21 protein-coding genes and 2 tRNA genes are annotated in these 24,442 nt (G+C 62.8%); 5 read left to right on the forward strand and 18 right to left on the reverse strand.

Annotated features, from left to right (window positions below; genetic code table 11):
- Positions 1-33: 33 nt before the first annotated feature.
- The 3 genes from I8746_RS20540 (at position 34) to I8746_RS20550 (ending at position 1,347) form a co-directional block, all read left to right on the forward strand.
- Positions 34-110 (forward strand) — tRNA-Asp (locus tag I8746_RS20540).
- Between the two features lie 141 nt (positions 111-251).
- Positions 252-328: transfer RNA gene (locus tag I8746_RS20545), tRNA-Asp, on the forward strand.
- 200 nt (positions 329-528) lie between these two features.
- The gene (locus tag I8746_RS20550; protein WP_221101023.1) at positions 529-1,347 is read left to right on the forward strand and encodes a DUF2242 domain-containing protein; all 819 of its coding nucleotides are present in this window, start codon (positions 529-531) and stop codon (positions 1,345-1,347) included.
- A gap of 290 nt (positions 1,348-1,637) precedes the next feature.
- Here I8746_RS20550 and I8746_RS20555 read toward each other — a convergent pair whose 3' ends face one another.
- The 12 genes from I8746_RS20555 to I8746_RS20605 form a co-directional block, all read right to left on the reverse strand.
- Entirely contained in the window at positions 1,638-2,678 is a 1,041-nt protein-coding gene (locus tag I8746_RS20555) for an AraC family transcriptional regulator (RefSeq protein ID WP_221101024.1), read from the reverse strand.
- Between the two features lie 4 nt (positions 2,679-2,682).
- Entirely contained in the window at positions 2,683-3,801 is a 1,119-nt protein-coding gene (locus I8746_RS20560; RefSeq protein WP_012053266.1) for a nitrilase-related carbon-nitrogen hydrolase, read from the reverse strand.
- The gene (locus I8746_RS27280) at positions 3,801-3,923 is read right to left on the reverse strand and encodes a hypothetical protein (protein ID WP_257645153.1); all 123 of its coding nucleotides are present in this window, start codon (positions 3,921-3,923) and stop codon (positions 3,801-3,803) included. Before I8746_RS27280 ends, I8746_RS20560 begins: the two co-directional genes overlap by 1 nt.
- Positions 3,924-3,973: 50 nt before the next feature.
- Positions 3,974-6,529 carry a fimbria/pilus outer membrane usher protein gene (locus I8746_RS20565; RefSeq protein ID WP_221101025.1) on the reverse strand — a complete coding sequence of 852 codons (2,556 nt, stop codon included), beginning with the start codon at positions 6,527-6,529 and terminating at the stop codon, positions 3,974-3,976.
- An 83-nt stretch (positions 6,530-6,612) separates the two neighbouring features.
- Complete coding sequence (locus I8746_RS20570) at positions 6,613-7,359, reverse strand: molecular chaperone (protein WP_104887245.1); 747 nt, start codon at positions 7,357-7,359, stop codon at positions 6,613-6,615.
- Positions 7,360-7,431: 72 nt separating this feature from the next.
- Positions 7,432-8,031: a fimbrial protein gene (locus I8746_RS20575; RefSeq protein ID WP_012053263.1), complete on the reverse strand. Its 600-nt coding sequence runs from the start codon at positions 8,029-8,031 to the stop codon at positions 7,432-7,434.
- 117 nt (positions 8,032-8,148) lie between these two features.
- The gene (locus I8746_RS20580; protein WP_221101026.1) at positions 8,149-8,796 is read right to left on the reverse strand and encodes a response regulator; all 648 of its coding nucleotides are present in this window, start codon (positions 8,794-8,796) and stop codon (positions 8,149-8,151) included.
- 69 nt (positions 8,797-8,865) lie between these two features.
- A complete protein-coding gene (locus I8746_RS20585; RefSeq protein ID WP_012053261.1) occupies positions 8,866-12,078 on the reverse strand; it encodes a hybrid sensor histidine kinase/response regulator in 3,213 nt (1,070 codons plus the stop codon).
- Positions 12,079-12,162: 84 nt separating this feature from the next.
- Positions 12,163-13,356 (reverse strand): EAL domain-containing protein, encoded by a 1,194-nt coding sequence (locus I8746_RS20590; protein WP_012053260.1) that lies wholly within the window; start codon positions 13,354-13,356, stop codon positions 12,163-12,165.
- Positions 13,353-16,160, reverse strand: a complete 2,808-nt coding sequence (locus I8746_RS20595) for an ATP-binding protein (RefSeq protein WP_221101027.1) — start codon at positions 16,158-16,160, stop codon at positions 13,353-13,355. Before I8746_RS20595 ends, I8746_RS20590 begins: the two co-directional genes overlap by 4 nt.
- 70 nt (positions 16,161-16,230) lie before the next feature.
- Positions 16,231-17,220: a fimbrial protein gene (locus I8746_RS20600; RefSeq protein WP_012053258.1), complete on the reverse strand. Its 990-nt coding sequence runs from the start codon at positions 17,218-17,220 to the stop codon at positions 16,231-16,233.
- Between the two features lie 25 nt (positions 17,221-17,245).
- On the reverse strand, positions 17,246-17,950 hold the full coding sequence (locus I8746_RS20605; protein WP_014859530.1) for a molecular chaperone: 705 nt from the start codon (positions 17,948-17,950) through the stop codon (positions 17,246-17,248).
- Positions 17,951-18,147: 197 nt separating this feature from the next.
- Between I8746_RS20605 and I8746_RS20610 the strand changes: the two genes are divergently transcribed.
- Positions 18,148-18,492 (forward strand): hypothetical protein, encoded by a 345-nt coding sequence (locus I8746_RS20610; protein ID WP_029611775.1) that lies wholly within the window; start codon positions 18,148-18,150, stop codon positions 18,490-18,492.
- Between the two features lie 128 nt (positions 18,493-18,620).
- Here the strand turns inward: I8746_RS20610 and I8746_RS20615 are convergent, their stop codons facing one another.
- From I8746_RS20615 to I8746_RS20625, 3 genes are read right to left on the reverse strand one after another with little or no spacing between them, the layout of a single operon-like run.
- Complete coding sequence (locus I8746_RS20615; protein WP_221101028.1) at positions 18,621-19,460, reverse strand: oxidoreductase; 840 nt, start codon at positions 19,458-19,460, stop codon at positions 18,621-18,623.
- 43 nt (positions 19,461-19,503) lie between these two features.
- Positions 19,504-19,791: a putative quinol monooxygenase gene (locus tag I8746_RS20620; protein ID WP_012053254.1), complete on the reverse strand. Its 288-nt coding sequence runs from the start codon at positions 19,789-19,791 to the stop codon at positions 19,504-19,506.
- A gap of 31 nt (positions 19,792-19,822) precedes the next feature.
- On the reverse strand, positions 19,823-20,587 hold the full coding sequence (locus I8746_RS20625) for an SDR family NAD(P)-dependent oxidoreductase (RefSeq protein WP_014859533.1): 765 nt from the start codon (positions 20,585-20,587) through the stop codon (positions 19,823-19,825).
- 297 nt (positions 20,588-20,884) lie between these two features.
- Between I8746_RS20625 and I8746_RS20630 the strand changes: the two genes are divergently transcribed.
- A complete protein-coding gene (locus tag I8746_RS20630; protein ID WP_012053252.1) occupies positions 20,885-21,790 on the forward strand; it encodes a LysR family transcriptional regulator in 906 nt (301 codons plus the stop codon).
- A gap of 311 nt (positions 21,791-22,101) precedes the next feature.
- Here I8746_RS20630 and I8746_RS20635 read toward each other — a convergent pair whose 3' ends face one another.
- The 3 genes from I8746_RS20635 to I8746_RS20645 form a co-directional block, all read right to left on the reverse strand.
- Positions 22,102-23,007, reverse strand: a complete 906-nt coding sequence (locus tag I8746_RS20635) for an AraC family transcriptional regulator (RefSeq protein WP_012053250.1) — start codon at positions 23,005-23,007, stop codon at positions 22,102-22,104.
- 212 nt (positions 23,008-23,219) lie between these two features.
- Positions 23,220-23,474: an Atu4866 domain-containing protein gene (locus tag I8746_RS20640; protein ID WP_014754027.1), complete on the reverse strand. Its 255-nt coding sequence runs from the start codon at positions 23,472-23,474 to the stop codon at positions 23,220-23,222.
- Between the two features lie 29 nt (positions 23,475-23,503).
- Positions 23,504-24,241, reverse strand: coding sequence for an SDR family oxidoreductase (locus I8746_RS20645; protein WP_017147827.1), 738 nt, complete (start codon positions 24,239-24,241; stop codon positions 23,504-23,506).
- Between the last annotated feature and the right edge of the window lie 201 nt (positions 24,242-24,442).

The raw sequence follows: 24,442 nt of genomic DNA on the forward strand, positions 1-24,442 counted from the left end.
CAAGAAGCCGATAGCCAGAGAGGAACGCACTGCGCAGCGGTAGTTCAGTCGGTTAGAATACCGGCCTGTCACGCCGGGGGTCGCGGGTTCGAGTCCCGTCCGCTGCGCCATCTTCGTTTCAAGGTCCCTAGAACACCTTGAAGCAAACACAAGAGAAGCGATCGTGTTATCGCTTTTTTTGTGCCTGCCCTGAGGCGATCGCGCCGGAAGGGTAGACCCAGGTTTCAATCGGGCGCAAGCCTGAATGATACGCAGCGGTAGTTCAGTCGGTTAGAATACCGGCCTGTCACGCCGGGGGTCGCGGGTTCGAGTCCCGTCCGCTGCGCCATCTTCGCTTTAAGGCCCCATGAACGCCTTGAAGCAACGTTAAAGCGACCTTCGGGTCGCTTTTTTCGTTGGTGCGCCTGGCAAGTGCCTGCCTTTACCCAGATTTACACCAGCCTGACAGATTCTTCACCGACCAGCGGTTCCTGTGCCTGCCTGCTGTGTTGCACAATAGGCACTTTCCCGACATACCCGGAATTCGCAATGACCAGATCTTCCGTCTTTGGTGCGCTCGGGCTGGCCCTGGTGCTGGCGGGCGTGACCGGTTGTTCCTCGAAAAAAGCGGCCGTCTACGAGCACGAGAACTTCGATGACTCGGGCACCTTCTCGCGCAGCTTTCCGGTGAGCGATGCCGGCTCTTGCGAGGCCGCCCGGCGTGCTTTGCTTAGCCAGGGATACATCATCACCAGCAGCGGCGCCAACCAGGTGGTGGGTAACAAGAGCTTTCAGCAAAACAGCGAGAACCACCTGCAGATCAGCTTCAATGTCACCTGTGCGCCGGACGTGAGCGACGATCAGCGCTCGACCATGTTCGCCAACGCCCTCCAGGACCGCTATGCGCTGAAAAAGTCCAACACCTCCGCCAGCCTGGGCGTGGGGGTGCTGGGTTCGGTGTCGATGCCGATCGGCTCCAGTGACGACTCGATGGTCAAGGTGGCCAGTGAGACAGTGACCGCGGCGCAGTTCTATGACCGCTATTTCGCCTTGGTGGAGAGTTACCTGCCCAAGCCGAAGAAGGTCGAAAAGGCCAAGGTCGAGGCGCCCAAGGTGGAAAAGCCGGCGGTGGACCTGGGGCTTCCGGAGCAGGCGGCGGCGAACCCGGTGGCGCCGGCCCCGGCAGCTGCACCGTTGGTTGAGGCGACGCCTGCACCTGCGGGGGTAGCCCCGGCCAGCGAGGCGGCAGCGGCGCCGGTGGTGGATGACAGCCAGGGTTCGCAGCCTGTGGCCCCGCCGGCGGAAGCTGCACCCATTCAGGTGCAGCAGGATGCCCAGCCGGTCGAAGCCGCCGCCCCCTCCCTTTGATGGGTCGCCTGAACCGTCCCTTTCGCCGGCAGCCCGCGAAAGGGACGGTTCAGGCTGTAAACATCCCCTGTTACAGACGCCCCGCGATAACTTCCTGAACACCTGCTACGTTTACCACTCATAAGCTTGTCATCATCCCTTCATGCCACCTGCTTAGGCTGAAGGCGATACCTACAAAGGCAAAATGAGCAAAGAGGACGCAGGGCAATGGATGAATACCAGGAAGAACTACTCGAAACCCAGGCTTACGAACTGGACACCCCGGAACCGGCCGACGACGCCACCGAACTCTAGCCCGGCTGCCGCTGGCTGCGGCGGAACTCCCCCGGCGTGAGGCCCGTCCAGCGCTTGAATGCGCGCTGGAAGGCCTCGGCCGAAGCAAACCCCAACAGATAGGCAATCTCGCCAAAGGCCAGCGCCGTGTCACGGATGTAGGTCTCGGCCAGGTCGCGCCGTGTTTCGTTGAGCAGGTCGCGAAAACGCGTGCCTTCCTCGGCGAGCTTGCGGCGCAAGGTCCAGGTTGGCAGTTGCAGGTGCAGCGCCACTTCTTCCAGGTCCGGTTCACGGCCGCCATTGAGCAGCGGGCCCAGCAGGTGGGTGATGCGCTCACCCAGGCTGCGCACCCGCGTACGCTGCAGCAGCTCTGCTTCGCACAACTGCAACAGGTGCTGCCATGTACTCGGGCAATGCCCGGGGTTGGGCAGTTGCAAGGTGGCGCGGCTCAGACGCAGCTGATTGCCGTCGGCGGCGAACTGCACAGGCGTGCTGCAGAGCGGTTGATAGCGCGCGGCATAGGAGGGCGCGGCAAACTCGATGTCCAGGCGTTCGGCCTGCACCGGGGTGTCGGCAAGGTCGGTCAACTGGGCCAGCCAGCCGGCCAGCAGTGAGTCGACCACAAAGCGGTTGTAGTCGTTATACGGGCTGATGGAGTAGAAGCGCAGCCAGGCGCCCTGGGCATCTTCCACAAAGCAGGAATGGCCGCGGTAGTTGGCCGCGTAAAGCGGCTCGAAGCGCAGCAGGGTGCGCGCCGCCTCACCCAAGGTGGGGGCCTGGGCCGCGGTGACCCCGGCCAGGCCAGCATGCGCCAGACGGCTCAGGCGCCCCATACGCAGGCCTAGAGCAGCCTCGCCGCTCATTTCGATTGCTGCGTGGCCCAGATGCATGTAGCGGGGGATGGACAGGCGTGCGCCGGCTTCGCCCAGGCGTGTCGCGTCCAGGCCGTAGCGGCGCAGCAATGGTTCAGGGTCGTGGCCCAGCTCGCGCAGGGCTTCGCTCAAAGGCTGGACAAAACCCACCGACAGTTCGCCCAGGCGCACGCGGGGGCGGGCCATGGGCTTACAGCCACACATTCAGCAGGCGGGCACCTGGGCTGGGAGGGGCGGCAAGCAACGCTCCCGACTGGCGGGCAAAGCCCTGGCCATCGCTGCCCTGTTCCCAGAACTGCCCGCGCATGAACACGCTCATACTGCTGATGTCGGTTCCGGCCACTTCGGTCAGGCGTTGCCAAGCCGCCTGTTCACTGACTTCGCCGCGCTGCAAGGCCAGCCCGGCGCTGGCATCCTGGTGGCGATTTCCCCGCCAGGGTGCGTGCCAGCTGCCCTTGCCACTGAGAAACGCTGGGTTGGCGATCAGTTGTACGGCTTGTTCAGTCAGTTGCTGGTGGTTTTCCGGGTACCAGCTGTCACTGCCCACCAGTATCCCCAGGCGCCCGGCCGGGGTCTGTACGACCTGCAGCGGGTGCTGGCGGCCGTCGTGGACGTAGCGGCGCATTTCACTGTCGGGATATTGCTGGCGCTGGGGCTGCCCCAGTAGCGAGCCGTCACCGGCAAACACCACACTGCTGTTGAACAGCGGGCCACGGCCGGTATGCAGTACGCCTTGTTTCACATAAGGTTCGGGCAGCACGATCGAACCGGCCACCAAGGTGACGCCAAATTCCTTGGCCAGGCCGCCGAACAGCTGCTGGTAGTCTGCGGCCATCTGCTCGGCCTTCATGCGCAAGTGCGCATCGGCGCGCCAGTCGTCGCCGTCAGCGCCAAGAACCGCGAGGCCATAGCGCAGCGGGTTGCTCAGTTCCAGCCATTGTTGGGCTTCGCGGCTCTGGGTAACTTGATACAGCTCGCTCTTCTCTCCGCGCGCCCACAGCCAGGTACCGATGTGTTCCGGCAGCACGACCACCGTGCGCGGGTTCACCAGGCCTTGGGCGCGGGCTTGCTCCAGATAGGCTGCGAGCTTGCGGTGCAGGCGTTGCAAGTTCTGATAGTCGCCCGGGTACAGCAGTGGTTCGACACCGAGCAGGTTGCCGTGCTCGCCCGGGACGCCATGGTTAAGCGCCAGTTCGATGCGCAGGTCGGACAGGTAGTGGCCTTCCGGGCGCTGTTGGGTCCAGAAGCCATAGCCGCAGAGGGCGGCGATCATCACCAGCGCCAGGGCGCTTGCCAGGAGTTTTCGCATCAAGCGTGGGTATTCGCTAAAAATGGAGTGGCCATGCGGGAAATCAAGGACATGGTGCGGCCTTTTTCATCAGCATCGGAATCCTTGTTGCGCTGCCTTCTTGCAGAGTCGCGTTTGATCATACCAAAGCTACCGGGCGCTTATGAGCATTCTCTGCAGACAAGAGCGGGTGTCACGGCCGGCAAGCCAGGCGCTGACGTTCATAGTTAACAGCCTTGTCCCGTTCCGGAAGGTTGTAAGGTGCCGAACACTGGCGCTCACCCCACTTGATGGTCAGGCTGCCCTGGTCCTGTTCCAGAAGTAACAACGCCTTGCCGCTCGGGTCGGAAATTGCCAGTTGCTGGCCCGCAGCGTCCTCGACCGAGGCCCCGAACGGTATCAGTTGACCGCGCTCGTCGAACAGCTCGAACTGCACCCGACGCCCGCTCTTGCCGGTATAGCGGGCAAGCACCACGGCACCGCGGCGAGGCACCAACTGCTGGGTGGCGTTGTCGATTTCGATGTCGCCCCCCAGGTCACTGGTGTCCAGGCTGATCCAGTTGACGCGATAGGGCTGGGCGCTGGGGATCACCGCATAGCCATTGCGCCCGGTCTCCACACCGCTATAGCTGCTGATCTTTGCGCCCTTCACACCCGGCACTTCGGCCAGGGCGAAGGTCTCACTGAGCGACTGGCCGAGGTTGATGCCGCCCTGGTGGGCAACCACGGCGCCGGCAATGTTCAGGTTCTGCGAGTCGTAGCCGCGCCCTTGGCTATAGCCCAGGCTGATGTCGGCGACCGAAGTGCGGGTGTTCAGGTTGGCCGATGCCGAGCTGCCGCTGGTGCGGCTGTGGCCGCCCTGGATCGAGTAGAAGGTGTCGCTGGTCTCCGACAGGTAGCCGTTGATGCCGGCCTGGGTGGTGTCGTTGCCCTTCTGTGTGCTGGTGGTGACGAACGCCCGCGGTGCGCGGGCGCGGCTGCCGAGTGGGAACGATACCGACAGGTTGAGCTGGGTATCTTGCCCCGAAGGGCCTGAGTTCCCCAGCTCCTTGGTGCGGCTGACGTCCAGGTTGTAGGAGATCTCGCCCCAGTTGTTGCTGTATCCGGCGGTCAGGCTCTGCGAACCGCCGCGGTTCCAGTAGCGCTGGTCGGTGGCGGTCAGATACAGGCTGCCGAACGCGCGGTTGCGGCCCAGGCTCTGGTTGATGGTCAGGTCGGTGCGGGTCTTGGAGTTGCCACTGCGCTTGATCGCGCTGGCGCTTAGGTCCTCGACATGCTGGGTGAGGGTACGGAAGCCCTCGGTGGAATAGCGGTAGGCGGCCAGGGTAAAGTTGGTGTCGGTGCCGGTGAATGTCTTGGCGTATAGCGCCCGCAAGCTGTTGCCCTGGGTGGTCTGGCCCTGGGCCTTGCTCGAGGAGTGGGTGACATCGAGCGAAAAGGCGCCCAGCAGTGTGTTCAGGCCGCTGCCCACGGCCATTGCCTTATAGTCTTGGGTGGCTTGCAGGCCAAAGACGCCCGTCACGGTGTTGGTCAGGCCGTAAGCCAGCGTCGTACTGAGCATCTGCGGCGTGGCCAGGCCCTCCGTGTTGCTGTTGTAGCGTCCAGCGGACAGGCTGTACTTGACCTGACCGCCACGGACCATGAGCGGCAGGCTGGAGAAGGCCTGCACGGTGACCCGTCGACGGCCGTCGGCCTCGATGATGGTGACTTCCAGGTCGCCATTGGAGCCACTGGGGTAGATGTCGCTGATCTCGAACGGGCCGGGCGGTACGTTGGCGGTGTAGAGCACGTAGTTGTTCTGGCGAATCTCGACCCTGGCGCTGGTCTGCGCCACGCCACGCACCACAGGTGCGTAGCCGCGCTCGCTGTCGGCGCGCATGCCTTCGTCCGAAGCCAGCTTCAGGCCGCGGTAGCGCACGCTGTCGAACAGGTCGGTGTCGCTGAAAATGTCACCGGCGCTGAACTGGCCTTTGAGCGCGGTCACGTCGTGCTGCACATAGCTGCGGTTGCTCTTGAAGGTGTCCGGCTGCCCGGTGTCGCTGCTGAAGTTCGACTCGTTGCGCAAGCGCCAGCTGCCCAGGTTGATGCCGTTGCGCAGGCTCAGGTTGTTGGCGATGCGGGTCTCGGCATCGCCGGCGCTGCGGCTGGTGTTGAACTGATAGTTCACGAACGCCGCAGACACCCCTGCGTCCCACAGTTGCGGGTCGACGTAGCCGCGCAGGCCGCGTTTCATGGCAACCTGCGGGATGCTGGCGGACAGGCGCAGGTGACCCGAGTCGTAGCTCAGGCTGGCCTGGTCGATCAGTGCGGCCAGGTCGTGGCAGGCCGAGGCGGTATCCAGGCGCCCCTGTGCCTTGAGCTTGTCCATGTCGATACCCAGTTGCTCGAGCAGTTCCAGGGTCAGGCAGGGTTCCACCCGCCCAGTCTGTGGGTGGCGGTTGAATTCGATGTCACGCCGGCCTACCAGCACGTCGTTGCTGTACAGGTCTACCCGGTAGTTGCCCGGCAGCACGCTGTTGGCCGACAGCAGCAGTTGCAGGTCGACCGCCGATTGCGCGCCCTGCAGAAAGGTGGTGTTGAAGCCCTGCAGGTGGGCGGCGTCCTGCGCCGTTGCAAGGCCGGGCAGTGCGGTGCAGATGACCAATGACAGGGCGTTGAGCTTCCAGGCCGGACGAAGCGTGCCGCCACTGAACGCGTGCGCGCCTGCATCGGCTCCCTCGACAGGGTGGGGGGCGATGGACAGAGACATACCAGAAACCTATTTCATATCGCGGCACGGGCGGGGCACGGGGAGGCCGCACGCGACCAGGGCACAAGGTGGGGGCTACGATTTCACAAGGTGATGGCGGGTTCGGCAGGCTTGGCGCTACCCGGCTGGGCAGTGTTCAAACGCAAGAAATATCCATGTTGGGCGCCATAGTCGTTGATGCTCTTGAACGTCAGCGTCAACGGTCCGTCTACCTGGGAAAATACCGAGGTGAATGTTTTTTGTTCGCCAGGGGCGATCATGGTCGAATCGGCGCTGAGCACGGTTTGTTTCCCGCTCTTAAGTTCGATATCGGCCATCGACACGTGATACAGGCTGGGGTTGTTCACGGTCAGTTGTGGCTTCCCGGCGCGCCGGGTCAATTGCCAGACCAGTTGTTCGGGCGCCAGCAGGGCGTTGCCGGGCAAGTTGGCCGGGCGGAAGAAAATCTTGATACGTTGGCGCACCGCCAACTGCAAGGTATTGGCCTTGGTACTGGCTTGCGGAATTTCCTGGACATTGAGCCAGACCACCGACTCGCGATCGGTCGGCAGGCCTTGGCCTTCATAGAGAATGCGCAGCAGTTGTTCCTGCTTGGGCAATACCCTGGCCAACGGTGGAGTAATGGCGAACGGCGCCTGCGCGCTGTCGCCGGCATCCACCCAGGACTGCACCAGGACTTCCTGGTTGCCATTGCGCACGATGACATTGGCTTCTTTGTGCGCACCGTCGAACACGACGCGCGTAGCGCTCAGGGAGATGCTGGCAGTTGCCTGGGCGGCGACGAGCATGCCCAGCAACCCGAGAACGGGATACAGAGAACGACGCAACATGGTTGGGTACCTTGCGGGGGCGAAGAAGTGGCGAGGCTGTTCAGCCTCGCGCAGGGAGCAGCGCCGAAGTGATTACTCGTACTGCAGGATGAATGGCAGGGTGGCGTCACCACGACCGGCGGTGGCAGTGCCGGCGGCGCCAGTGGTCACGTACGCCGCAGAGAAGCTCAGGGTAGCGTCGCCGCCCTCGGCGCCAGTGCCGTGTACATCGCTCTGGATCTTGGCGGTGGCGGCCGAGCTCAGGTCGATCAGGTTGCCATTAGGGTCGAGCAGGGCAATGCCAACGTTGGCAGCAGTGCCGGTGCCTTTGGTCAGGGCCAGGACCTTCTTGCCGGTCACCAGGCCCGAGCCGCCGCTGTTGGCATCGAAGATCATCGCCACCTTGGTGCCGAGGTTGCAGTTGACGTTGAGGTTGAAGTCCTTGCCGGTCACGCGGCCAGCCGTCGGGTTTTCGGCGGTGCCCATGTCCTTGATCGAGACGCTGCCCATGTCTACGGCGATCACGCGGTCGGCGTTGGCGCCATCGACCGAGCAGGCGTCATTGTTGATCACGCCAGTGAAGGAAATCTTGCCGCTGCCGCCGTTGACTGGCCCGGTGGCCTCGACGGCCAGTGCACCGGCCGAAGCGGTCAGGAGCGAGAGGGTCAGGGCGGCCAGGGAGAATTTATTCATATTGATGTCCACATGAGAGTGAGTAAGTGCTGCAACTTAATGCCCGCTCACAATAAGTCAGGTGGTTTCTCTGGCCCATCAGACGAATCTTAATGGTGGGGCAATGACGCTCGCTAGTTAATTAAAGATATGACTCGCCAGGCAATAGGCCAACAATTCCTGATCGCTGTTCACTTCAAGTTTGCGCATCGCGGAAACTTTCTGCGCACTAATGGTCTTGGTACTTCGATGTTGGCTACGGGCGATCTCACTGACACTTTGTCCGGCAACAAACAGGCGCAGTATTTCGAATTCCTTGGGTGACAGGTTTTCCACCCGTTGATTGATGGCGGTGTTACAGGCGATCACCGACTGCCTTGCCGGTGCCGGCGCCCGGTAGGTGCTGTTGCGGGCGACGGCATTGAGGGCCTTTTCGATTTCGCCATGCAACTGGCTCTTCTGGATCACGCCGTCCACGCCCAGTTCCTGCAGCCGTGTCAGGATCAGCGGGTTGGAAATCATCGTCAGCACGAGGATGCGGACGGCGGGATAGTGACGTTTGAGGTAGTCGATCAGTTTCAGGCCGTCACCGTAGGGTGAGTCTGCCGGCATGTTGTAGTCGGAGATGACCATGTCCACGGGTTGGCGTTCGAGCAGTTCGATCAGCCCTTGCGAACAGACGGCTTCGCCGACCACGCTAAAGCGTGGATCGCGTTCGACCAGTTCCCGGACGCCGAGCAGCACGATGGGGTGATCGTCGGCGATGATGACCTTGAGTTTTTCCATAAAAGACGACCCGTTAGCCGGTGCGGATGGGAGGGTTGTTTCCATGCGCTATCAGCGCTGAAGTTGATTCTATGCGAGGGCATCGAGTATTGCTGACAGCCTGTCCAGCACCCCCCCCAGCTTATCGGCCAGGGCTGCGTCGAGCGGCGACTCGGCCAGCGCGGTTTCCAGCGCACAGCATTGCTCGGCCAGGGGCCGGGACTGTACCGCGCCTAGGGCGCCGGCGATGCTGTGCAGGCGCTCGCCAAGACGCCGCTGGTCGCCTTGCTCAAGGGCCAGGCGCAACTGCTGCATATCCTCGCGCAGGGTGGTGATGAACAGCGCGCGCATGGCGTCGGACACTTGCACGGTATCGGTGGCTGCAGGGGAGGGGGAGGCGCTGAGGCTGTCCGCTTGCGCGCGGCTGGGTGCTTCGGCCAGTGCTGGCCGACACAGACGGACCAGATGGCTGCGCAACGCCTGCAGGCTCAACGGTTTGACCATCCAGGCATTCATGCCCACCTCGAGGCAGCGCTGGCCTTCTTCTCGCAGTGCATTGGCGGTGACGCCGATGATCGGCAACCGGGCGTCGTGCTGGCGCAGGGTCCTGGCCAGTTCGTAGCCATTCATCAATGGCATGTTTACGTCGGTCAGGACCAGGTCGAACAGGCCTGGCTGCCAGCGTTGCATGGCCTGTTCACCGTTGGTCGCGACCACCGTGGTGCAGCCCAGCGCCTCGAGTTGCTCCTGCAGGATCGCCTGGTTGATCGGATTGTCCTCGGCCACCAGGATATGCAGGCGCAGAGCGGCGCGTTGCTGTTGCGCGGTGTTCTGGTCATCGGGCGACCCGCCCTGGCGCACGACCGCGATGAGCTGGGCGATGGCCCGCACGTCATGCAGGTCTACCCGCCAGCAGCCGTCGACGAACGCGCCGGGGGTAGGGCCGTCGCTGCTGGCGCAGATCCGTTGGCCATGCCAGGTGGCGGCGTCCGGGCAGTCGAGCAGGTCTACCAGCAGGGCCTGGTGGTTGTCCTTCTCCAGGGGGGGAATCGTCAGGGTCGCGGCGATACCCAGGCGCTGCAGCCAGTCGACGCCATGCTGGGCAAGCTCCGGTATCGGCGCACGCACATACACCGGGGTCGGGTCGGGCACTGCGCTTGGGCTGTCGCTCAGCGCCCCCTGGGCCAGTGGCAGGCTGATGTTGAGGGAAAAGCTGCTGCCCAGCCCCGGCTCACTGACCACCTTGATCTGGCCACCCATCATGTCGGCCAGCCAGCCGCAGATCGGCAGGCCCAGGCCCGCACCGCCCTCGCTGGAGGCGTCGGCGACCTGGTAGAACAGCTCGAAGAGCCTGGCCTGCTGTGCCTGGGAAATGCCAATGCCGCTATCGGCAACCTGCCATTGCAGGCGCACGTGGGTGTCGTCGAGCGCCAGCACGCGGGTGCGCAGCACCACCCGGCCGGTGTCGGTGAACTTGATGGCGTTGCTCAGCAGGTTGTTGAGGATCTGGCGGATGCGTATCGGATCGCCCACCACCTGCGCCGGCAGGCGGGCGTCATGGCAGGCATAGAGCAACAGGCCCTTGCGCTCGGCGAAGGCGCGATAGGTGCGCACGGTGTCCTCGAGCATGTCCAGCGGGCAGAACGGCACGGGTTCGAGCGCCATCTGCCCGGATTCGATCTTGGTCACGTCGAGCACGTCACTGATCAGCTGGAACAGGGTTGCCGAGGAGCGCTGGATAGTGTGCAGGTAGCCTTGCTGGCGTGCATCCAGGTGCGTCAGGCCAAGCAGCTCGAGGGTGCCCAGCACGCCGTACAACGGGGTACGGATCTCGTGGCTCATGGTGGCCAGGAACAGGGTCTTGGCGGTGTTGGCGGCGTCGGCGGCGCGCCGGGCTTCGTCGAGCGCCTGGGCGTCCTCGACATGGCGGGTGACGTCGTTGAATGCGTAAAGGCGCACGTCTTCGCCGTGGTAGCGGGTCGACACGAAACCGACCTGCAGGTGGCGGCCTTCGACCTGCAGGTAGTGCTCGCCACTGCGGGTGTGGCCCACTGCCGAGGCGAGGGTACTGACCAGCTCGCGGGTGCCCTGCCATTGCTGCGCCCGCTGGTTCTCCAGCAGCACCTCGTTGTCGGCGCTGCGGACCACGCACAGGCCGGTCGGGGCGGTGTCGATGACCACCCGGCTGAAGGCCTCGCTCTCGGTGATGATCTCGTGGGCCGCGCGCGCAGGCAGGATGACCTGGCGCTGATACCAACGGATGACCACCCGGCCCAGCCCGATGAGGACCAGGAACGTGGCGGCGATGCCGGCCAGCGACCAGAACGCGTAACGGAAGAAGTGCCGGTAGGTCACGGTGTAGATCGCACTCCAGCCACCGTTGGCCTGTTCGTGGAGACGGAATACCAGGCCTTCGGGCTTGATGTTGAGGCCTTCATGCACCCCCTTCAGGGGCGCGGGCGCGCCGATCAGCACCTCGCCGGCTGGGGTGATGAGGTTAAAGTGGTCATACACGGTCCAGTCCATGATGCGTTCGAAGTCATCGATCTGGGCCAGGTCCACCAGCGATGCAACTTGCGTGGCTTGGCCCTCTGCCTTGCCCGAGCGCAGGGGGACGTTGGCGTAGGCCAGCACGCGTGGCGGGGAGGCCTGGTCCGGCTGCTCGACATAGCTGCGCCAGACGATCCTGCTGCCTGGGCCCCATTCCTTGTCCTGAGGCTGGCGCGCAATGACCTGCCTGATCACATCGATGAACGGTTCATTCTCCAGCTTGCCCCGCCCGCGTCCTGCGGCGGGAACCGTAATGTCGTAACGGGCATCCGGCGAGAACAGGAACACCTGCGGCGATCGGTACGGAGAGGCCGACCAGAACATGCTGTAGAAGCTGGCCAGGTTCGCCCCCAGGGTGAAGATGTCCGATACTTCGCGGTCAGCCAGGTTGCGTGGGTCGAATTTGAGGCTGAACGGCATGGAAAATGGAAAGATCTGGCCCTTGTAGATGTCCGGCCCTTCCTCGGGCATGGGTGCCAGCGCCGGCTCGAGCGCACGTGGGTAGTCGAGCAACTCCCCCTTGGCGCTGCGTTGCACGAGGGCCTCAAGGAAGGTTTCCTGCTCCTGTACATTCTCCATCAGCCGGGCGAAGTGGATGCTGACCGTGTCGCTGTGTTCGTCGATCAGGCGCTCGAGCGACCAGAGACTGAAGCCGGCCAGCAGCAGCGCCAGGCCCAGCAGGACGGTCATGCCTTTGTTCAGGCGCAGAGAGCTGCGGGCCAGGTTTTCCAGCAGGGCGTTGTACTGTTTCATGCAAGGGTCCGCAAGGGCGTGGGGGCATCGATACCCAACGAATATTACCTTTGATGCCCGGCCGGCGCTGAGAGTTACAGCCGGTCAGTAGGCTGACGGGGGACCGTCGTTGTGCAGCAGGCGCTGGAACTGTTCCGCCGACACGGCATGGGAGATCAAAAAGCCCTGCACCTGGTTGCAGTCGACCTTGCGCAGCATTTCGAGCTCCTGAGGCGTCTCGACCCCTTCGGCGACCACGGTGAGCCCGAGCTTGCGACCCAGGGCAACGATGCTGGCCAAGGCCGAGGCCAGGCTCTCGCTTTCATCGCAACGCTGCACCAGCGCCCGGTCTATCTTCAGTTCGGTGAAGGGCGTCGAGACCAGGCTCATGTACGAGCTGTAGCCTTTGCCGAAGTCGTCCTGGGACAGGCCGAAACCTTTCATGCGCAAGCGGCAGGCGCCTGCATAGAAGTTGCTCAGCTCTTCGGGAATGGAGCATTCCATCAGCTCGAAGCACAGCTTGCCGGGCACGCCTTGGTGGTGCAGGACGAATTCCAGCAGCCGGTCGGCCAGGTCATGGCTATTCAGCAGGTGAGTCGGCAGGTTGATCGAAACCGGGATGTCATAGCCCCGTTCGCGCCAGCGCGCCTGGGCATCCATGGCTTGCTTGAGCATCACCCACAGCAGCCTTTCCTCCAGGCCAAAGGCATTGATCGTTGGCAGGAAGGTGCCTGGCAGCAACACCCCTTGCTCCGGGTGCATCCAGCGCACCAAGGCCTCTGCCGCGACGATGCGACCATTGTGCAAGGACTTCTTGGGTTGGAACCAGGCCTGAAAAGCTCGGTTGTTCAAGGCATCGACCAAGGTCTGGCGATCGAACTCGGGCGTGGCCGGTGCCGCCTGGGCCGGTGCCTGATGGTGCAACTGCAATTGGTCGATCAGGCTGCGCAGCGCGGCGGGTTCGACCGGCTTGGAGATCAGCCCGAGCACGTCCACGCCGAGGTTCTTGGCCACCAGGCTCGCCGCCATGAGCATGCGCCGCGAGGCCACGCTCATGATCGCCAGGCCTGGCTTGTGGCGCAGGCCGGCAAGGTGCTGGATGAATTGCACACCGTCCATGCCGGGCATCAGCAGGTCGGTCAGCACCAGGTCGAAGTCACGCTGGCGCAGGCGCTCCAGCGCTTCCTGGCCATCCCGGGCTGCTTCCAGGTTGAAGCTGCCAAGCTCGCTGAACAAGTGTTGCAGGTACATATGCTGGAAGGGGTGGTCTTCGACGATCAGGATGTTAAAGGTCTTCAAGGGCTACCTCGATACGGGGCCAGGCAGTTGAACAGGACTTGCAGGTTGAAGGGCTTGATCAGGCAGCGATCCATGCCGGCGGCCAGGCACAGTTCTTCCTCGCCGCGCAGGGCATTGGCAGTGGCGCCGACGATGGGGCGGGTGCAGCCCAACTGGCGCAGGGCCCGGGTCAGTTCGTAGCCGTTCGTGCCGGGCATGTTGACGTCGGTCAGCAGCAGGTCGAAATGCTCGCGCTGCCAGGTTTGCAAGGCCTGCTCGCCATCGCTGACCAAGGTCACGCTGCAGCCGAGCTCCTCGAGCTGGTCGCGCAGGATCAACTGGTTGATGACATTGTCCTCGGCAACCAGCACGTGCAGCCCCAGCGGCTCGGTCAAGGGGGCCGGCGCGGCGGGGTCCCTGGGACGGCGCAGGCCCTGGGCCTGGCCGACAGCATGGTGCAGGGCGCCCAGGTCGTTGAGGTTGACCTGCCAGTGACCGGCCTCGTGCCGCGCCTCCCAGCAGTCCTGGGCGCTGGCCAGGATTCGCGGGCCGGGCCATTCGGCGACCAGCCAGCGTTCGACAGTGCCGGGATGCAGCTCGACCAGCAGTTCGCCGGGCAGGGCGCTGCCTGGCGCCGGCGCGCCGACCTGCGCACGCGCCCCCCAGCGGCAGAGCCAACCACTGATGGCTTCAGCCAGTTCGTGTACGGGCGATACCACGTGAATGCGTTCGCCCAGCAGGTTGAACGGGGCGCTGGTGCGGCCTGACGCCACTTCCAGGGGTAGGGTCAGGCTGAAGCTGCTGCCCAGGCCCAGCTCGCTGACCAGGCGCAGCTGGCCATTCATCAATTGCGTCAGGCGCTGGCAGATCGGCAGGCCGAGCCCGGTGCCGGGAATGACTTGGCTATGGCCTTCGGTCTGGTAGAAAGGCTCGAAGATGAACGGCTGGTCCTGTTCAGCGATGCCCTTGCCCGTGTCCGAGACCTGCCACAACAGGCAGGAGCGTTCGCCGTCGCGGTTGAGCAGCCTGGCCCGCAGCACCACGCGGCCGCAATCGGTGAACTTGACCGCATTGCTCAGCAGGTTGTTGAGGATCTGGCGGATCCGGTTGACGTCGCCGATCAGGTGTTCCGGCAGGCGTGGGTCCAGGCAGCTGTAGAGCTGCAGCCCCTTGCTCCTGGCTGCCGCGCTGTAGCCCTGGACCACCTCGCGGACCAGGTCCGGGGCACTGAACTCGCTGAGTTCGAGGGCCAGCTGACCGGCCTCGATCTTGGACACGTCCAGCACGTCGCAGATCAACTGCAGCAAGGTTGACGAGGAGCCTTCGATTGCCCGCAGGTAATCGCGCTGCTGGGCGTCGAGCACGGTGCGCGACAGCAGCTCCAGGGTCCCCAACACGCCGTACAGCGGTGTGCGGATTTCGTGGCTCATGGTCGCCAGGAACTGGGTTTTTGCTTCGTTGGCGGTGTCGGCCGCGCGCCGGGCGTCCTCCAGCGCGGCCTCGATCTGCTTGCGTGCGCTGATGTCGCTGAACGCGCAAAGCAGCACCGGCTCGCCCTTGTAGCGGGTTGGCGAGCAGCTCAGGTACAGGTGGCGCCCTTCGGCGCTCTCGAAATAGTCGCTGCACTGGCCTTCGTGTCGCTCGAAAGCCTGCTCGATCCATTGCGCGCTACGCGCACCGCGTGCCGGGTCCTGGCCCAGCCACTGCTGGGCCAGGTGGTTCTCCAGCACCACCTGGCCATCGCTGCGGCGCAACACGCACAGGGCGACAGGTGCGGTTTCGATGACGTCGCGGCTGAACATCTCGCTTTCCACCAGCGCGCGGATGCGTTCAACCGTGGGGGTGAACAAGCGCTGGTCGAACCGCTGGATCAACACCCGAATCAAGGTGATGCTGAGCACGCAGAACAGCAAGGCACCCAGCAGCTGCTGCCACAGACCGGCGAGGATCGCGGACAGGTCGATTGCGTAAACCAGTTGCCAGTCCGAAGACATCAACGGCTTGCTGATGACCAGGTACTCCGGCAGGAGCCCCTGGCCGGCGAAGCCGAAGAAGTTGTTACCCACGGGATGGTGCAGCGAACGGTCCAGCGCCGGGCCTGGGGTGTTGGTGAACACCAGCATGCCGTCGGCATTGAACATCATGAACTTACCCGCGCTGGCATCCTCGAGCGACGGCGACACTGCCTGGCTGTCGATTTCCAGGCCTAGCCAGCCAGAGTCCGGGTCGCGTGCGTCCAGGCGCAGGAAGATGAACAGGCGCGAACCTTGGGCGCCCTGGTCGGCCAGCCACAGTTCCCGAGGGGCCGTGGCCCGCAGTTCCGCAGCGCGCAACTGCTCCAGCAGGGCGGGCGAAGGCAGCGAGGCCTGGGCGTCAGCGTTGTACAACCAGCGCATGGGGGCCTGAGCCGCTGTGTCGACATACAGCAGGTTGACCCGCCGGGCCTCTAGGTAGGCACACATGCGCTGGGTCAGCCACAGGCTCCAGCGTTTGCCCGGCTGGCTGCCCAGTTGCAGGTGCACTTCCTCGCCCGGTGCCAGGGGCAGCCAGTCGACACCCGGCGCCGTTTGACGCACGGCTGCCAGGCTCAGGCTCTCCAGCAGCGCCTCGCGGTTGGTGAAGAAGGTATGGGCCTCGGCGATCGCGCTGCTCATGGCACCATGGCGCCGAGCGATATCGGTGTTGAAGGTAAAGGACAGGAAATTGTAGGCCGCGCCGAGAATGCCGGCCGATAGCACGATCGCCAGCAACCGAAGCAGGCGGCGTGCTGCCTCGGGGTTGGAGAGCAGGGGGTTGATCTGTTGCAGGTAGGCTTTGAGTCGCATCCCGCAAATCTAGGCAGGCCGCTGGCAACTGGACATCAGACGATCCTTAAAGGCCGCCTGGCCGAAGGTTTTACTGGTAGTACAGGTCGACCAGCGCCGTGGCTTCGAACGGACCGGAAATGGGCGCCGAGCGCCAGATCAGGTCGGCGCGGAACGGGTTGTGGATCACGCCCGGCGCAGCCAGGTCGGCCAGCTTGAACCAGGTGGCGAAAGGCACCGGCTGGTTGCTGTCCTGCTGGGTCAGGGCAATGCCGACGGAGGTGTTGTTGGCGGGCACCAGCAGCTTGTCGATGACGCTGGCGCTGCCAGCGACCGGGGTGAAGCGGGCGCTGACGGTGTAGGGCGTGTCGCAGGATCTGGTCAGGTCGAGGCTGAAACTGGCCGAGCTGGCGACCTGGCCGACCTGTGCCGAGCTGGCCAGGGCACGGCGGAAATTGACCACCGAAGGCAAGATGGTCAACTCGGGAGAGCAAGGCACGAAGCGGATGTTGTTCATGCCGGTGACGACATAGTTGAGGTTGCTGTCGGGTTTGGGGTTGAGCATGTACCCGCCGTCCAGCTGAAATACCCGGTATTCGCTGAGCGTGCTGGCTTGTCCGTTGGTTGGCGTTGCGCCGTACTTTTCGATGAACACCGTAAAGTTCAGGGTGAAGCGGGCCTTGTACCAGCCTGTACAGTTCGCCCAGTCGCAACCATGAAACGAGTTGTAGCCAGTGGTGACGGCGCCCGAAGTCTGAGTGATTTTCTGCGAGCCGTAGCGAATCCCGACCCGTATGCCCTTGCCTATACTGGCTTTGGCCGGGTTGACATAGAAATAGACATCTTCCTTGATGCCGGTTTCATAGTCGTCGGCGCAGATGACCGGAAGCGAGTGTGGTGCCGACTCCCAGATGATCGTGCCGTCGGGCGCGTCGGCCGGTACCGCCAGTGCAGTGCCCAGTGCCTCCTTGAATACCGTCGCCATGGACGGGTCCAGCTTGCAGGACAGCGCATAGCTGGTGGCGGGGCAGCTGGCGGCGACGAAAAGCAGGCCAAGCAAGTGTTTCCGGATCAGGTTCATGAGTGGGTATCCTGTGGCGGTGTGTTCACGGCAGCGCGATGTGGTGGCGCTTCTGCAGGCCGATATCGGTGAGTTCGCTGAACGCCACGCGACTTTGCGCGGGCAGGGGCGAGGGCGCCTCGAGGGTGAGCGATGCCCCCGGGCGCAGGAGGACGTAGTCCGCAAGCTGGCGCGACTGCCCGGGGCTGTCGAGCTGGAGGTTGACCAGCGAAACATGAAAGGCACTCGGGTTGCTGACTTCGATCAGGCCAGGCTGACGTGCGCGCCATGCCAGCCCCTCGACCGCCTCGCTGGCCGAGCCTGGCAGGCCGGCGGGGCGGTAGAACAGCTTCAGGCGCTGGCGAACGGCGAATTGCAGGGTATTGGCCTGTTCGGGTTTGCGCGGGATCTCGAGGATGTTCAGCCAGAACAGTGACTCCCTGTCCTCGGGCAGGCCCTTGCCGGCGTACAGCACCCGCAGCATGTGCCGGCCGTTGGGCGGTATCAATGCCAACGGTTGGACGATGGCGAAGGGCGCATCGGCGCGTTCGTCGGTACTGCTGACCCAGCTTTGCATGACGGTGTCGAGGTCGCTGCGATTGACCACGCTGATGCTTGCTTCCTTGTTCGAGCCTGGGTAAATGAGGCGTGTGCCCTCGACTTTGAGCTGGCCCCAGGCACCGGACGCCAGGCCCATCAGGACCAGCGCCGCCATGGCTGGGCGCGAGAGGGTATGAAGCAAGCGCGACATGGTCAGGGCAGGGCTCCGGTGAGGTTGACTGGGCAGGGCCTGGGCATCCTAGACAGCTGGGCCGCCCCCGGCTTTGAGACGTTTCTTAAATTGCCGCGTGGTTTAAATGCCTGCTTTGTGAACTGCCTCACGCGCGCAGACGGCCCGGTCACTGCTCATCCGATAGGCTCAAACGTGGGTATCGGGGAGTGGAAACCATGAGCGGCAAGCGATTCGCATTGAGTGTTGCAATGAGTCTGGCCCTGGTCGGTCAGGCCCAGGCAGGCGCCGTCGTCGCCTCGGGCATGCTGCAGTTCACTGGCAGCATCGTCGAGCCGTCCTGCACGACTACCGTGGGCAGTGCCGGTTGGCGTATGGATGACTGTCCGGCGCTGGCGCGTGACAGCGTCATCGGCATTGAGGGCGTGGACGGCCAGGCACTGCCGGCGCTGGCGGTACGCGTCGATCAGGGGGCCACGGTCGACCAGGCCTACAGGCTGGTCGACGGGCGCGGCGAGCCGCTGACCCAAGGCCATTACGTGGTGATCCTGACCTCACCTTGAGGGCGGGCAGCCGCTCGCTCGCGCTTTGGAGAACATCTTCAGCTTCAGCGCTCAACACAACATGAATTGCCGTACAGGCAATCCGCCAGTTCGTTTGGATGGCGGCTCGGGAAGCGAGCCGCTGGTTCTCAACCCTGGGACGCTGGAAAATCGACGCCGCGAGCGGTGGCTTCCCAGAGGCTGAACTCCGTACGCATGGCGGACAGCTTGGCCATCGCCACATCGAATGCTCTGTTGCCCAGCAGCAGGCGGTGTGGTGGCTGAGGCGAAGTAACCGCAGTATGAATCGCCGCAGCTGCACGGGCCGGGTCCCCCTCCTGCTTGCCGACCGAAGCGTGGTAGGCACGGCGCGCCTTACCTGCGGTAACCTCGTAATCCGCTATCGGTTCCGGCACTTCACCCGATGAGCCTGCCCATTCGGTGCGAAATGCGCTGGGCTCGACCGTCATGACACCGATCCCCAGGGGCTCAAGCTCAGCACGCAAGGTTTCCGATAACCCCTCGACAGCGAACTTGCTCGCGCAGTAGTAGCCTACTGCGGAGAAGCCCGCGAGCCCACCTATGGAGGTCAGGTTCACGATCATGCCCTGACGCCGCTGGCGCATGCCGGGCAGCACTGCCTGGATCATATGGGAGGTGCCGAAGAAGTTAACGTCGAACAGGCGGCGCGCCGCCTGCGGGTCTGTTTCCTCGACAGCGGCGAAGTAACCGATACCGGCGTTGTTGACCAGTACATCCACCCTGCCGAATACGCGTTCAGCTTCAGCCACCACGGCCTTGGCCTGTTCGGCATCGGTTACATCCAGTGGCAGTACCAGCGATTGGCCGAGGCTGGCGAGATCCCGCACCTGTTCGGTCTTGCGTGCGGTGACAACCACGCGCTCGCCTTGCTTAAGCAAATGGGCTGCAATGTGGCGGCCAAAACCGGTGGAACAGCCGGTTACCAGCCAGGTGTTCTGTGTACTCATGGGAGGGTCCTCCTGCAAGTGGTCGGGTTCAGTGCTTGATCGTCTAGGCGCGCCGCTCGAACGTATGGACCTTGGGGACCTCGCTGCAGAACGTGTCGAGTTCGGTCATGAAGGCCTGCACATAAGGTGTCTGCAGATGTCCGTCAAAGGCCTCGGACGAGTGCCAGTCCTCGTAAACGAGCCAACCCTCGACCGAGTCGCCCGATTGGTAGATGTCGTAACGGACGCAGCCAGGCTCCTGCCGTGTGGGGCCGACCAGCGCCAACAGGCGCTGGCCGAGGGCACCGCTTTGCCCGGGGCGTGCGGTGAAGAACGCGAGCTTTGTGAGCATGCTATGGGCTCCTTTATGGGTGATAGACCGATCAACCGGCGGTCACGGTCATGCCGCCGTCGGCCATGACAACCGAACCGACCATGAAGCTGGCCCGTTCGGACGCGAGAAACGCGACGAGCTCGGCAATTTCTTCCGGCTGTGCGGCACGGCCGATGGGGGCCGCTTCGCCGTGCTTGGCAAGAAAGCCAGGACCGTCTTCGACCACGTCATTGAGGATGTTGGTGACCACGTCGCCGACGCCGATGGCATTGACGCGGATACCGTACTCGATGGCTTCGAGTGCCAGCGTACGGGTCAGCTGTGCCAGCGCACCCTTGGAGGCGGTGTAGGCCGCGATGGTTGGAAAGGCGAAGTAGGCGGCATAGGAGGCGATATTGACGATTGCGCCGGACTTGTTAGGCATCATTGCCTTGACTGCCTCGCGGCAATGCAGAAAGGCCGCGGTGGTATTAACCGCCTGGATGCGCTCCCAGTCTTCGCGGGTCATGTCGATGACCAGTTTGTTGATGATGATCCCGGCGTTATTCACCAGGATGTCCAGCCGGCCGAACCGCTCGACGGCAAGGCCGACGGCACGTTCTGCAGCGCCATCTTCGCTGATGTCCGCCACCAGTGGGACCAGCCCTGGACGTGCGAGGTCTTCTACGGCAGGGTCGATATCTTCGGCAACGACCTTGGCGCCACGTGCATGCAGCAAAAGCGCAATTGCCTTGCCGATGCCACTGGCGGCGCCGGTGACCAGCGCGACTTTGCCTTCGACTTCATGGGGAATGTTGGGCGTGATAGTAGTCATGATGCTCTCCTGCGTTGTGAGCCGAGGAGACATTCGCCGGCTCTAGCCCGTAAGGGACGGCTTTACTGTCGCGCAACGCGCAGAGAGAGGCTTTCGTAAGCTTGCCGAGGCTGTCGGGATTTTGCGCCGATATGCAGTCTCTCGGTCCGTAAGCGCAAATCATGCTTTGAATCGCCAGCCAACCCCGCCATCCAGGAGCGGAGTAAACACAGGGGCACCTGGCTCACCGGGGCTTTGACCCGCTGGCTTACCTGCAAACCTCAGATAATATGAGCCGGAACGTTCGAGAGAAGAGCAATGATTTCAGACCCGGGTACCCCAACGCTCGATCAACTGCGGGTATTTCTTGCAGTAGTCGATGTCGGCAGTTTTGCTGGAGCAGCGCGCAAGTTGCATCGCGCCACTTCAGTGGTGAGCTACTCCATTGCCAACCTGGAACTGCAGCTGGGCGTCAGCCTTTTTGATCGCAAAACCACCCGTAAGCCGCAATTGACCGACGCCGGCCGGACAGTGCTGGCCGAGGCGCGCACCATCTACAGCAGCATTGACGGGCTGCGCGCCAAGGTTCGCGGTTTGCTGCATGGCCTGGAAGCCGAAGTGCATCTCGTGCTTGACGTAATGTTGCCTCGCGAGCGTATGGTCGATGCGCTGAAAGCCTTCCGAGAAACGTTTCCAACCGTATCCCTACACCTGCATATAGAGGCGCTTGGCGCAGTGACCCAACGGGTGCTCGACCGCGGCGCCACGTTGGGTGTGAGTGGCCCTCTGACCACAAGCATTGATGGCATTGAACGTATCGGCGTAGGTAAGGTGGCGCTGGTTCCGGTGGCCGCGCCTGACCACCCGTTGGCGCAACCGGGTCCACACCCGCCGGGTTCAGGTCGCGCACATGTTCAACTGGTTCTGACAGATCGTTCACGGCTCACTGCAGATCAGGAATTCGCGGTGATCGGCACACGCACGTGGCGCCTGGCGGATTTGGGCGCCAAGCACATGCTGCTTCGCGAAGGCATCGGCTGGGGCAACATGCCGATAGACATGGTTCGCGATGACCTGGCCACCGGACGCCTCGTGCAAGTCGAACTGCCCGACTGTTTTGGCGGCGATTATGCGTTCGATGTTATTTACCGCACCGACACGCCTCCCGGCCCGGCCTCGAAATGGCTGATCGAACGGTTTAAGGCTCAGGCCCGATCCTCCTGACCATTCGAAAAAGTCGAACCTGACGCCCGGCGCATCTATGAACAGGAGTATGTGCTCTTCGTGCGTGTCAAGGACGGCAAGCTTGCCTTTATCCGTGAGTACTTCGACCCGGTCCGGGCTGCCGTTGCCCTGAATGCGCCGATTCCTGCGTTGGCCAGTTAAGGTGTCGCTCGCGCTTACGCAACGCCGCTGCACGGTTGCCGCTTCGCTGAGCCCCTGGCTGTTCGGCTGGAGGGATCTTGAAGGCACACTGGGCGGTCGGTAACAAAAACCGATGCGTTCGCCGAGCTTCTATACGGCATCATATTCCCCTATTGGCGGTATTGCGTGGGCGTTACGCCCACCTCGCGTTTGAACACCTGTGAGAAATGGCTGTGACTGCTATACCCAACCTCCAGGCCTATATCGATGATGCTCTGATCGGTCTCGAGGAGAAGCTGCCGGGCCCGAGCCATCCTCAACCTGATGAAGAACTGCAAGGGTGAATATCCGGCGGCTTTTTTGAACATTCGGCTGAAGTGGCATTCACTCATCCCGGCAACCTCGGCCAACTGCCTTAAATTGAAGTCCCTTGCCAGATCGGCTTCCATGGCCGCCAGCACGCGCCGAAACTTGTACGCAGGGAGAGCGTTGCGGCGTGGGCGATCGTCCGCTGAGCTATCCAGATAATTGCGGGCAAGGTAGACGGCGATGCATTGGGCCAGACCCTGCAAATAGAGCGGGCTTGCGCCACGTCCCATGAGTTCCAGCCGAACATGCTCCAGCAGTACCGACAGTCCTTCGTCACGCCCGCCTGACACTTCCCGCAGGCGAACGGCCTCGACAGGCCCGCCCATTACTTCATGGATGGCTTTTTCCAGGAGCGGGACACCGAGATAGATGTGCATGACTTCAAAGGCGTCTGCGCTGGAGACGTTCCAACGCATCTCATACGGTTGCGCCGAAGTGGTCAAAAAGAAATCGCCTTTAGCAACTTCGCTGGTTTCCCATTGGCCCCCAAGCTCACGTTCCTGTACGGCAGCGTTTCCCGAAATGATCCAGACCAGCAAGGGTTCGGCCACCGCTGGGACGATGAAGTTACCTTCCTCACGTTCCCGGTTGAAAATCTGCACCAAGATGTCCCGGTCGGCCAGCACGTCCGAAGCGGCAATTCGCTTGCCCCGGATGTGTGCCTCCAAACCATGGGCAGAAGTCCGCTCTGTCACATCCAGGGTCATAGTGTCCTCCCTCTTTCTTGGCGAGTACGCAGGATAAAAGCTGCCTCGCTTCCTGGGTGCCGTACGGTCAGGTACAGGTTCAAGGCGGACAGCGCGCGGTGTATTTCACCTGATCTGGTCACGGCAGTGAGAACACACTCTGGACGCAACGGCAGGGCTTTCAGGGTTCAGAGTCACGACAAAGCCGGAATGTCTCCATTCCGGCTTGCGCTTCAACGTTCGGGGTATAAAACCATCCCGGCGTGGTACAACACATTGTTGCGAAACTCACCATCAGCGGTAAATCCAGTGTCATCGACATACTCGATGTGATCACCCTCCAACCAATAGCGGCCCTGGTAAGCACTTGCTTGCCGACCGCGTGCTTCGTCGTAGCGGCCCCCGGGCAAGAGTTCATGGCGGATCCGACCGTCAGCCGTCACCCACATGCCAACGTATGTGTTCTGGTTTCCATATGGCTTGCCCATCTCTGTTCCTCGCTATCGTCAATAGAGCATCAGAATGGACTCGCGGTTGGACGCACGATCAGCTCGCTGACGTCGACATCCGCTGGCTGCTCGACCGCGTAGGCAATCGCACGGGCAATGGCCGCAGCGGGAATCGCGATCTTGCGAAACTCCCTCATCTCCGCGCGTCCGCCTTCATCCGAAATGCTGTCGGCCAGCTCCGATTCGGTAACGCCTGGTGCAATCACCGTGACTCGAATATCACCCCCGACCTCTTGACGCAGACCTTCGGAAATTGCCCGGACGGCATATTTGGTGGCGCAGTACACCGCAGCGGTAGGGCTCACGGCGTAGGCACCAATTGAGGCGATATTGATGATCTGGCCAGCACGCTGCTGTTGCATGAGCGGCAGCGTTGCAGCAATACCGTGCAGTACGCCGCGAATGTTCACGTCGATCATCCGGTTCCACTCATTGACCTTCAACGCTTCCAGTTTCGAGAGAGGCATTACGCCGGCATTGTTGATGAGTACATCGACGCGACCATGCAATTCGACAGCGAAATCGATGAAGGACTGCATGTCGTCCAGGCTGGTGACGTCCAGTGCCAGCACATCAGCGGTACCGCCTGCTGAACGAATGTCATCGGCCAGGGCTTCAAGGCGGTCGGTACGGCGGGCCCCCAGAACGACGCGAGCGCCTTTGCTGGCGAGCAGGCGGGCTGTGGCTTCGCCGATACCACTGCTGGCGCCTGTAATCACGATGACTTTGTGTTCGATGCCGTGCATTTTTTTCACTCCTGTTACTGGTTTCAGAGGCACCTGCTGACCGGCAGGTGTTGAAGCAAGAGTAAAAATCCTGGGGGGAACAGCGTTATGTGATTCCTGCGGCAGTCATGCACGATCCTGCTTGATTGATCTGCGACTCCTCTCAGCCCTTTGCCCGATCCTGGACTGTCTGAGGGCTGCACGAACCGGATACAACTTTTC

This window comes from Pseudomonas sp. USTB-Z, from assembly GCF_019691255.1.
Classification (GTDB): Bacteria; Pseudomonadota; Gammaproteobacteria; order Pseudomonadales; family Pseudomonadaceae; genus Aquipseudomonas; species Aquipseudomonas alloputida.

Excerpts from the sequence above, each read along its gene's own strand:
- I8746_RS20550 (WP_221101023.1), top strand. The coding sequence starts at position 529 with ATGACCAGATCTTCCGTCTTTGGTGCGCTCGGGCTGGCCCTGGTGCTG.
- I8746_RS20555 (WP_221101024.1), bottom strand. The coding sequence starts at position 2,678 with ATGGCCCGCCCCCGCGTGCGCCTGGGCGAACTGTCGGTGGGTTTTGTC.
- I8746_RS20560 (WP_012053266.1), bottom strand. The coding sequence starts at position 3,801 with ATGCGAAAACTCCTGGCAAGCGCCCTGGCGCTGGTGATGATCGCCGCC.
- I8746_RS27280 (WP_257645153.1), bottom strand. The coding sequence starts at position 3,923 with ATGATCAAACGCGACTCTGCAAGAAGGCAGCGCAACAAGGATTCCGAT.
- I8746_RS20565 (WP_221101025.1), bottom strand. The coding sequence starts at position 6,529 with ATGTCTCTGTCCATCGCCCCCCACCCTGTCGAGGGAGCCGATGCAGGC.
- I8746_RS20570 (WP_104887245.1), bottom strand. The coding sequence starts at position 7,359 with ATGTTGCGTCGTTCTCTGTATCCCGTTCTCGGGTTGCTGGGCATGCTC.
- I8746_RS20575 (WP_012053263.1), bottom strand. The coding sequence starts at position 8,031 with ATGAATAAATTCTCCCTGGCCGCCCTGACCCTCTCGCTCCTGACCGCT.
- I8746_RS20580 (WP_221101026.1), bottom strand. The coding sequence starts at position 8,796 with ATGGAAAAACTCAAGGTCATCATCGCCGACGATCACCCCATCGTGCTG.
- I8746_RS20585 (WP_012053261.1), bottom strand. The coding sequence starts at position 12,078 with ATGAAACAGTACAACGCCCTGCTGGAAAACCTGGCCCGCAGCTCTCTG.
- I8746_RS20595 (WP_221101027.1), bottom strand. The coding sequence starts at position 16,160 with ATGCGACTCAAAGCCTACCTGCAACAGATCAACCCCCTGCTCTCCAAC.
- I8746_RS20600 (WP_012053258.1), bottom strand. The coding sequence starts at position 17,220 with ATGAACCTGATCCGGAAACACTTGCTTGGCCTGCTTTTCGTCGCCGCC.
- I8746_RS20605 (WP_014859530.1), bottom strand. The coding sequence starts at position 17,950 with ATGTCGCGCTTGCTTCATACCCTCTCGCGCCCAGCCATGGCGGCGCTG.
- I8746_RS20610 (WP_029611775.1), top strand. The coding sequence starts at position 18,148 with ATGAGCGGCAAGCGATTCGCATTGAGTGTTGCAATGAGTCTGGCCCTG.
- I8746_RS20615 (WP_221101028.1), bottom strand. The coding sequence starts at position 19,460 with ATGAGTACACAGAACACCTGGCTGGTAACCGGCTGTTCCACCGGTTTT.
- I8746_RS20620 (WP_012053254.1), bottom strand. The coding sequence starts at position 19,791 with ATGCTCACAAAGCTCGCGTTCTTCACCGCACGCCCCGGGCAAAGCGGT.
- I8746_RS20625 (WP_014859533.1), bottom strand. The coding sequence starts at position 20,587 with ATGACTACTATCACGCCCAACATTCCCCATGAAGTCGAAGGCAAAGTC.
- I8746_RS20630 (WP_012053252.1), top strand. The coding sequence starts at position 20,885 with ATGATTTCAGACCCGGGTACCCCAACGCTCGATCAACTGCGGGTATTT.
- I8746_RS20635 (WP_012053250.1), bottom strand. The coding sequence starts at position 23,007 with ATGACCCTGGATGTGACAGAGCGGACTTCTGCCCATGGTTTGGAGGCA.
- I8746_RS20640 (WP_014754027.1), bottom strand. The coding sequence starts at position 23,474 with ATGGGCAAGCCATATGGAAACCAGAACACATACGTTGGCATGTGGGTG.
- I8746_RS20645 (WP_017147827.1), bottom strand. The coding sequence starts at position 24,241 with ATGCACGGCATCGAACACAAAGTCATCGTGATTACAGGCGCCAGCAGT.